This is a genomic window from Catellatospora tritici, assembly GCF_019083965.1.
Lineage (GTDB): Bacteria > Actinomycetota > Actinomycetes > Mycobacteriales > Micromonosporaceae > Catellatospora > Catellatospora tritici.
The window spans coordinates 86,211-95,205 of sequence record NZ_JAHRCY010000030.1 but is presented as its reverse complement, the minus strand read 5'-3'; the positions used below and the strand labels follow the sequence as shown (position 1 = coordinate 95,205).

The window sequence follows — 8,995 nt, the reverse complement described above, 5'->3', positions numbered from 1 at the left end:
CGAACGTGGCGATCGTCAGCTTGACCTTGCCACCCGGCTTGGCCGGGTCGTCGCTACCGCCGCAAGCGGCGGTGGTCAGCGCGAGCGCGGCCGCGAGCAGCGGCGCCGCCACGACGGTGAACCGCCGCCGCGAGAACACGGAACTCATGAATCCTCCAGGGCTGGATCTATGTGATTGGTGCCGTAGTGCCGTTCAGGGGTGCCGACCGCCCGCGAGAGGGGTCGCGGACGGTCGGCGGCCGGTCTCTCAGGGACCGGTGGTCAGGTAGACCACGTTGTTGGACGAGTTCGCGGTGCCGCCGGTGTTGTTGATGACCCGGGCGATGGTGCCCGTGCCGCCGAGCGAGACCGTGACCATGTCGCGGAACGTGGTGCCGCTGGCCGGGACCTCGAAGGCCCGGTCGGCGACGACCGAGGAGTTGACGTTGAAGTAGCAGTAGCTGCCCAGCCCCCACGCCTGATGCGAGGTGACGGTGTTGGCCACCTTGTACGCGGCGTAGCCCCGGGTCGACCCGTTCATCCAGGAGGCCTGGTTCGGCGGGTCGTAGGGCATCTCGTTCTGGAAGAAGTACGTCCGGCCGCCGTTGCCGTTCCAGATGACCTGGTACTTCTGGTAGTGCTCGACGAACAGGCCGTAGAACGTGATGTTGTTGCCGTTGACGATCAGGCCGGTGTCGGCGGTGTTGCTGCTCCAGCCGACGCCCGAGCCGTGGTCGGCGCGCCAGATCCAGGTGTGGTCGCCGATCACGTCGTTGCTGTTGATGACCAGGCTGGTCGTGGCCTTGCCGACCCCGGCGCCGCCGATGCGGAAGAACACGTCGTGCAGCGAGGTCGGGTTGGCGGCGTGGCTCGCCGTCGACCCGGCCGGGCCGACCTGCATCAGGGTGGCCGAGTTGGTGCTGCCCGCGTCGATGAGCAGCCCGGCGACCTTGACGCCGTCGACGTCGGCGACCGACATCGCCATCACGCCGTTGTCCGGGATGATCGTGGCCAGGCCCAGGCCCAGCACGACCGTGTCGGCCCGGGTGATCCGGATGGTGTCGTTGACGTGGTACACCCCCGGCGTGAACAGCAGGTTCTTGCCGCCGGCCAGCGCGGAGTTGATGCTGGCGGCGTTGTCGCCGGACTTGACGACGTAGAACGTGCTGATCGGCAGGGAGCTACCGGCCGCGCTGCCACCCGCCCAGGTGGTGCCGGTGCTGTTGCTGCGCAGCGACGGCACGAACACCTGGTAGGCGCCCTGGCTGTCGACGTACAGGAACGGCTTCTCGCGCACCACCGGCGTCGCGCCGACGTTGGTGTACGGCGGGCTCGGGAATGTGTTGCCCGGGGCGCCCGAGGTGCCCACGAACACCATGTTCCAGTTCGAGCCGGCCCAGCTGCCGAACTGCGAGTTACGCGAGATCCACTGCTGCTGGGTGCCCGAGTTGACCTGCCCGTCGACCTTCACGTCGGAGAACCAGCCACCGCTGGCCCAGCCGCCGTCGTCGAGCAGCAGGTTGCCGCGCACGTGCATGCGCCGGTACGGCGCCGCCTGCGACACGGCCCAGCGGTCGGTGCCGCCGTTCGGGGTGACCGACAGGTTCTCCGCGCCGCGCCAGAAGTTCTGGGTGGCGTTGTTCGGCGGGAACCAGTCCGCCTCCACGTGCACGGCGCCGTTGATGTTCACCGCGTCCGGGGACAGGCCCAGGCCCAGGACCTGGGTGTAGAAGCCGACGTTGACGTCGACGTTGTAGCTGCCCGGCTTGAACAGCAGCGCGTACCGCTGGGTGCCGAACTGGTTGCTGACCTGGCCGTTGAACACGGTGTTGAGCTGCGACTGGATCGTCGAGGCGGCCTGCGACGGGTCGAAGATCCGCACGTTCGGGCCGAGGTCGGGGTTGTTCGGGTTCGGCGGGACGGTGCTGGCCGAGGGCTGCGGGCCGCCGACCGGGTTGAGGTAGAACGCCTGCGCGGCGGTGTTGTTGCAGGTGTACTGCTGCAGCTGCACGCTGTCGGCCGTGGACGCGCTGGGCACGTCGAGGCACTTGCCGCTGAAGCGGTTGACGAAGTGGTACGCGCCGTCGGCCTCCTGGACCGGCAGCCACTGCTGGTTGTTGCCGCCGCCGTACAGCCAGAGTTGGATCTTGGCGCCGTCGGCTGCCGAGACGTCGGTGACGTCCCAGCTCTGGTTGGTGCTCAGGGCGCTGCCGGAGCGGAAGTAGCCGCCACTGGTCGCCACCATCTGCCACTGCTGCGCGGTCGAGGAGTTGCACGTGTACTGCTGGACCGCGGTGCCGTTGGCGCTGGCCGCGGCGCGGGCGTCGACGCACTTGCCGCTGTTCTTGCTGACGACCGTGTACGTCGTGCCGGAGCTGATCGCGGCCTGCGCAGCCGGGGCGGTGAGCACGACCATGACGGCCGCGCTCACCAGCGTCGAGACGGCGACGCTGCCGATGAGGATGCGTCGGTTCATCAGTTCAACGTCCACTTCTGGTTGGCGCCGGTGGTGCAGGACCAGATCTGCAGCCGTGCGCCGTCGGCGGAGCTGTTGTCCGTGACGTCCAGGCACGTGCCCGAGTAGCTGTTGACCAGCTGCTGGGTGCTGCTGTTGTACGTCCACTTCTGCGAGCTGCCGGTGTGGCAGTCCCACAGGTGGACCTTCGTGCCGTTGGTCGCGCTCGGCCCGACGATGTCCATGCACTTGCCGAGCGAGCTCAGCGTGCCGTCGGCGTTGCGGGTCCACTGCTGGGCGGTGGTGCCGTTGCAGGTGTAGAGCTGGATCGCGGTGCCGTTGGCGGTCGCCGCCCCGGCCACGTCGACGCACTTGCCCGCCAGACCGGTGATGGTCCCGGTGCCGCCGCCACCGCCGCCGGTGCCCTGGGTGCCCGACCAGGTGAAGGTCGCGGTGGTACGGGCGGGCAGGCTGTACACGAAGGACTGGTTGCCCCAGTTGACCCGCACCGACTGCGCCGAGGTGCCGCCGTTGTGCGCGATCAGGGCCTTGGACCCGTCCGGGTTCTTCCACGCCACGTTCTGCACCGTGCTGTTGGCGGTCGAGTCGATCCGGTACGCCCCCGGCTTGACGAACTTGGTCAGGTGGCCGGTGGTGTAGTACTCGATCGTGTAGTCGACCTGTCCGGCCCGCGAGCCGCCCTCCTGCACGGTGATCAGGCCGGTGCAGGTGCCGCAGCCGCCGTTGTGCGGGCCCATGTTCTGGTTCAGGGCCAGGCTCCACTTGACGACGCTGCTGCTCCAGTTACGCGTGTAGTTCACGATGTCGGACATGTCTTCGTTGTGCTGGTTGCTGATCCAGGTGCCGCCCGAGTGCTCGGTGCTGAACTGCTTGACCGACGGGTAGCTGCCGTGCACCGAACTGCCGGTCGACGGGTCACCGAAGTACCCGTGCCAGGCGATGCCGCCGAAGTTGGCGTCGCCGCGGATGCCCGCGTCGGCCAGCGTCGGGGCGCTCATGCCGGCGTAGTCGCCGTAGTTCCAGTCGTGGATCAGGACCTTGGTGCCCAGGCCCGCGTTGTGCAGCGCCGGGTACACGTTGTTCTTGGTGAGCTCGATCAGCCCGGAGGAGTTCCAGCTCATGCCCGGGTAGTCCATCGCGGTCGGGTTGCCCGACTGGCAGCAGTTGGGCTCGTTCTGCACCGACAGGTAGTCGACCGGGGCCCCCGCGGCCTGGTAGCTCTGCAGGTACTTGACCATGTACTGGGCGTAGAGCGAGTAGTACTGCGCCTTCAGCCAGCCCATCTGGTCCATCCGGCCGTTGTCCTTCATCCAGCCCGGGGCGCTCCACGGCACGGCCATGATGCGCAGGGCGGGGTTGAGCTGCTTGGCCTGCACGGTCAGCAGCCGGACGTTGGTGTCGTAGCCGTTGCTGCCGAAGTCGTTGAGGTCGCAGCAGGTGTCGTCGAGCGACACCATGCCGGGCCGGGACAGGTCCGAGGCGCCGATCGGGTTGCGCACGAACGACAGGCCGATGCCCGAGGTGGGCGAGAACAGCTTGGCCATCACCGCGTCGCGGGTGGCCGCACTGATCGGGCCGCCACGCAGCAGGTACGCCGTGGTGTCCGTGATGGACGCACCGGCACCCTCGAACTGCTGGTAGGTGGTGTTCTCGTTGACGGTGATGGTCTGGTTGGCGCTGCCGCCCGCGGGACCGAACGCGATGTTCGCCTGCTGCTGCAGGCCCCGGGTGACGGTGCGGCCACCGGAGTCGGAGGTGGTGGTGAGCCAGATGCTCACCGGCTCGCCCGCCGCCTGCGCGGGCGGGGCGATCAACAGGGCGGCCGCCAGGGCGGCGGCGCCGGCGGCGGTGACCGCACCGGCGGTGGTCCAGCCTGATCGGGGACGGAACAAGGCGGGACCCTCCTTTCGACAAGCCATGGCGGTGCCATGAGTGGCTGGGGGTTGCGGGCCGGGTGGGCGAGGGGGCACCCGCCTGACCCGGCCCGGAGTTTCCTGTGCAGCCGTGCCTTGTACACGCAGAGACGTCGATGTAACAGATGTAACAGAATGATTGACGCTCTGTTGACAGCACTGAAACATATGGCTACATGCCTGTCAAGGCATCGACTTCAGCGTCTGCGCACCGTCGCAATAGGCCTATTTGCCACTGAAACAAAATGAAACTTGTGACCTGCCTGCCGCAACACAGCGCGCGACACAGCGCCACCGAGCGCCTGCGGCCCCCCGGCGCGAATATGCCAACTTTGTTTACGACTAACGCGGCGCGGGGGCCGTCGAGTCGCGGATGACCAGCTCGGTGCCCAGCGACACGTGCACGGCCTCCAGCGTGTGCCGCTCCAGCATGCGCATCAGCATGGTCACCGCCATCCGGCCCATCTCCTGCAGCGGCTGGCGCACCGTGGTCAGCATCGGCGTCGTCGCCCGGCTCACGTCGATGTCGTCGAACCCGGCCACCGACAGGTCCTGCGGCACCCGCAGCCCTCGGTCGGCGGCCGCGGCCAGCGCCCCCACCGCCATCTTGTCGTTGAATGCCACCAGCGCCGTCGGCCGCTCCGGCAGGTCCAGCAGCTCCCCCGCCGCCAGATAGCCGTTGGCCGTGTTCGGCTCCGGCACGTGCCGCACCAGCTCCGCCGTCGGCAGCACCCCGGCATCGGCCAGCGGCGCCACGTACCCGGCCATGCGGGCGTCGTTGGCCAGCCATTCCTCGGGGCCGCCGATGATCCCCACCCGGCGATGGCCCAGCTCCACCAGGTGCGACATCAGCCGCCGCGCCCCGGCGAAGTGTGCCGCCGACACCGTCACCACGTCACGCGGCGGCGACGAGCGCGGGTCGATCACCACGAAGGGGAACTGCTGGTCCCGCAGCAGCACCAGGTCCTCGAGCGGGTCCGGTGGCAGGATCAGGATCGCGCCCGCGACGTCGGGGCGCTCGCTCAGGCCGGTCAGCACCCGCACCGACTGGGCCGCCTCACCCGCGTTGAGCACCAGCTGGCGGCCGTGCAGTTCCAGGGTCTCCGCGATCGAGCTGACGATGATCCCGAAGTAGTCGGTCAGGACGTACGGGCAGCGCACGTAGATCGCGCCCGAGGCTGCGGGCGGTTCGGGGCGGCGCACCGGGGCACGGTCGCCGAGGCGCCGCACCGCGGCCAGGACCAGGTCCCGGGTGTGCGGGGCGACGTTGGTCGCGCCGTTGAGCACGCGCGAGACCGTGGCGATGGACAGGCCGGTCTCGGCGGCCACGTCGCGCACGGTCGCCCGTACCCCCGCCGTCCTAGCCACACCGACCTCCCGCTCCCGACACGCCGCCATCATGGCCGCCCACCCCCGGCTCGCGCCAGTGATGATCCGTGATTGTGGACGCTGGGTGTCGCTATGGCAGCACCCAGCGTCCACGATTACGGATCATGCCAGCCGGAGAAAGCCCGGGTTCCGGCACTGCCTGAAGCCGCACCATCACGACGGCCTTGACCTGCGGTTACGTGGGGTGGTCCATGTCTTCGGGCCGGGTTGGGCCGTTGATCAGATGGCTCATCGTCCTGATCACCGGAGACCGAGACTGTGAAGATCAAACGTTTCATTCTGCCTGTGCTGGCCGGCGCGGTGCTGGCGCTGCAGGCGGTCGGCGCCCAGGCCGCCCCGGCCGAACCGCACATCCTGCCCGCGCAGAGCGCTGCCGCAGGTGACAGCCTGTGCCGCCCCGGTACGCCCGACGCTGCCCCCGCCACCACGGACTTCTACGACGACAACTACCTGCTCGGGCCGGAGCAGCTGCCGACCCAGGCCCCGATCGGCCCGCTGCTCGGCGGCTACCACCGCTTCGGCGCCCTGAGCAGCGGCACCTTCCTCACCCAGTACGGCAACGACGCGACACCGCCGACCCGCTACGTCTACCCGCCCGCCATGGGCTACGTCATCCAGTACGACGGCCTGCCGATCAAGTTCACCCAGCAGCTGCAGCCCGGCACCCGGATCGACCGGTTCGGCAGCCCCGGCACCGGCCAGTTCCTGGCCCCGCTCGGCACCCCGTTCGCCCAGCGCGGGCTGCCGCCGTCGAACCTGAACACCCCCACGCCGCAGATCGCGCACGAGGACCTCGTGCCGCTGGCCAACTACCACGTCTACTGCGTGCTCAAGCCGTTCAGCGTGGACACCGGCCCGATCGCGACCTGGTTCGCCCAGCCGAGCCTCGGCACCCAGTACGTGCTGAACCGGACGTACCTGCCCCAGGCCGGGTCGGACCTGAGCGTGCAGTGGCTGCTGGACAAGAAGTTCCTGGTCGAGGAGAGGCCGCCGACTGCGGCGTACGGCGACTGCTCGACCACCAAAGGCGCGAGCCCCTGCCCCAGGCCCTGATCCGCGTGATGATCGTGGTCCCCGGTGCGACGGCACCGGGGACCACGGCTGTCCACAGCCGAACGCGCTTGCGGCACATCGGCTTGATCGCTACGGTCGGCGACGATGAGCCAGCATGACGAGTACCGCCCGGTCGCCCTGGTCACCGGAGTCGGTCGCACCTCGAACATCGCCGCCGCGGCGGTGCGGCGGCTGGTCGCCGACGGCTACCGCGTCTTCGCCACCGGCCTGCCCCGCTACGACAACACCGTCGGCGTGCCCGGCGACGATCCCGCCGCCCTGGCCGCCGAACTCGGCCCCGACGTGCACGTCCAGGCACACGACCTGTCCACGCCCGACGGTCCCGCCGAACTCGTCGCCGCGGTCGTCGACCGGTTCGGCGGCGTGGACACCGTGGTCTCCTGCCACACCTACTCGACCTCGACGCCGCTGGGCGGCCTCGACGCCGCCGAGATCGACCGGCACCTGACCGTGAACGTGCGCGCGAACATGCTGCTGATCCAGGCGTACGCGGCCGCGCACGACGACGCCCGGCCCGGCCGGATCGTGCTGTTCAGCAGCGGTCAGCGCAACGGACCCATGGTCGGTGAGCTGGCCTACGCCGCATCCAAGGCCGCCGTGGAGTACCTGACCAGGGACTTCGCGGTGCTGCTGGCCGAGCGCGGGGTGACCGTCAACGCGGTCAACCCCGGCCCCAACGACACCGGCTGGGCCGACCCGGAGACCTACGAGCTGGTCCGCGAGCGGTTCCCGCGCAAGCGCTGGGGCACCCCGCAGGACACCGCGAACCTGGTCTCGTTCCTGTGCTCCGCGCAGGCTGACTGGGTGACCGGGCAGGTGATCGACTCCGACGGCGGCTTCAGCAGGCAGCCGTCCTGAACTCAGGACGGCCATCGGTCGGCGGATCCTGCCTCCACCAGGGCTCAGGGGCGGTCGCGGTACTCCGCGACGTAGTACAGCCCGGCGGCGAAGACGTTGAGGAGCAGGAAGCCGAACAGCCACAGGTTGCGGGCCTGGCCGTACAACCGGTGGTTGCCGAGCATGTCGCGGAACATCCAGCACCAGAACGCCAGCACCGGCACCATCAGCGCCACCGCGATCAGGGGACCCGCCTGCTCCATCGCCGCACTCCACTCGCCGTTCCTGACCGCGAAACTACCTCATTCCCAGGACGGCGAAACGTGCGGATCGAACAGGGTCAGCTCCTGCTCGGTCGGCACCTCGAACAGGTCCACCCACTGCACCATCTCGTCGTCGGTGATTTGGAACGTGCGCGTGCCGAGCCCCGCGTTGCGCGCGGCGACCCGTTCGCGCAGCACGTCCAGCGGCGGATTGAGCACGTGCAGCTCGACCCGGGCACCCGCGACCCGGCCCGCGGCGCGGGCCCGGTCCCGCTGCGCGCGGTGCCACGACCCGAAGTCCAGCACCACGCTGCCGCCGAGGCTGAGAATGCGTACGGTCACCGCCAGCAGCAGCGGCTCCAGCTGCAGCCGCATCGGGTCGGCCAGCTCCCGGTGCGGGCCTTCAAGCAGATCGATCAGCCACTCGTCCGAGCTGATCCGCAAGGCCCCGTGGTCGGCGGCGAGCTCATGCGACAGCGTGGTCTTGCCCGCCCCCGGCAGGCCGCACATCAGGAAGAGCGTCGCACTCATCTGTCGAAGTGTATTGGTGCCGGGTCCCGCGGCCCTCATCGTGTAACCGGATTCTCGGCCACCTGAGCCGGGTGCGAACTCGCTCCTCGGCCAGGCGTCTGCCCTAGAGCCGCAAGCTGATCTGGTGGGGGTGCGAGTGGGGCTCGACCTCGTCCCCGCCGACGATACGTACGCTGAACTGCGGATTGAGTTCTCCGTCCGGGGTCGCGTCGTCGATCAGGCCGGGGAGGGCGTCAGCCACCTTCTCGGCGAACACGGCGGGCTCGACACCGGCCTCCTCCGCGACCGCCGTGAGGCTGTCGGGATCCACCACGGCGAGCAGTTGTTCCGCCGTGATCGGGTCGTTGGCCCCGCCCGCGAGCCAGGACTGCGCCTGCGGCAGCTTGTCCTGCGGGACCGTGATCACCGATTCCTCGCCCGGGTCGGCGTCGGCTTCCGTCAGGACCAATCGGACGGTACCCAGCGAGTCAGCCATGAAGGTTCCCATCAAGTACGAACATGGACGATAGCCATCATTTCAGTATCGAGGTCGG

At 69.2% G+C, this 8,995-nt stretch carries 8 protein-coding genes; 2 read left to right on the top strand and 6 right to left on the bottom strand.

Annotated elements, in window-relative coordinates:
- Positions 1-247: 247 nt before the first annotated feature.
- The 3 genes from KUA19_RS38125 to KUA19_RS38115 form a co-directional block, all read right to left on the bottom strand.
- Positions 248-2,455 carry an RICIN domain-containing protein gene (locus KUA19_RS38125; protein ID WP_254550761.1) on the bottom strand — a complete coding sequence of 736 codons (2,208 nt, stop codon included), beginning with the start codon at positions 2,453-2,455 and terminating at the stop codon, positions 248-250.
- Positions 2,455-4,347, bottom strand: coding sequence for a ricin-type beta-trefoil lectin domain protein (locus tag KUA19_RS38120; protein ID WP_254550760.1), 1,893 nt, complete (start codon positions 4,345-4,347; stop codon positions 2,455-2,457). The genes KUA19_RS38125 and KUA19_RS38120 overlap by 1 nt, the downstream gene beginning before the upstream one ends.
- A gap of 363 nt (positions 4,348-4,710) precedes the next feature.
- A complete protein-coding gene (locus KUA19_RS38115; RefSeq protein WP_308167879.1) occupies positions 4,711-5,736 on the bottom strand; it encodes a LacI family DNA-binding transcriptional regulator in 1,026 nt (341 codons plus the stop codon).
- A 279-nt stretch (positions 5,737-6,015) separates the two neighbouring features.
- On the opposite strand from KUA19_RS38115, the gene KUA19_RS44820 reads away from it, so the two are divergent.
- Both KUA19_RS44820 and KUA19_RS38105 read left to right on the top strand, forming a co-directional pair.
- Positions 6,016-6,810, top strand: a complete 795-nt coding sequence (locus KUA19_RS44820) for a TNT domain-containing protein (RefSeq protein WP_217404154.1) — start codon at positions 6,016-6,018, stop codon at positions 6,808-6,810.
- 105 nt (positions 6,811-6,915) lie between these two features.
- Positions 6,916-7,689, top strand: coding sequence for an SDR family oxidoreductase (locus KUA19_RS38105; RefSeq protein WP_217404152.1), 774 nt, complete (start codon positions 6,916-6,918; stop codon positions 7,687-7,689).
- 44 nt (positions 7,690-7,733) lie between these two features.
- Here KUA19_RS38105 and KUA19_RS38100 read toward each other — a convergent pair whose 3' ends face one another.
- From KUA19_RS38100 to KUA19_RS38090, 3 genes are all read right to left on the bottom strand, one after another.
- Positions 7,734-7,931 (bottom strand): hypothetical protein, encoded by a 198-nt coding sequence (locus KUA19_RS38100; protein WP_217404150.1) that lies wholly within the window; start codon positions 7,929-7,931, stop codon positions 7,734-7,736.
- Between the two features lie 39 nt (positions 7,932-7,970).
- Complete coding sequence (locus tag KUA19_RS38095) at positions 7,971-8,462, bottom strand: P-loop nucleotide/nucleoside kinase family protein (RefSeq protein ID WP_217404148.1); 492 nt, start codon at positions 8,460-8,462, stop codon at positions 7,971-7,973.
- A gap of 103 nt (positions 8,463-8,565) precedes the next feature.
- A complete protein-coding gene (locus KUA19_RS38090) occupies positions 8,566-8,937 on the bottom strand; it encodes a YidB family protein (protein ID WP_217404146.1) in 372 nt (123 codons plus the stop codon).
- Positions 8,938-8,995 lie beyond the last annotated feature (58 nt).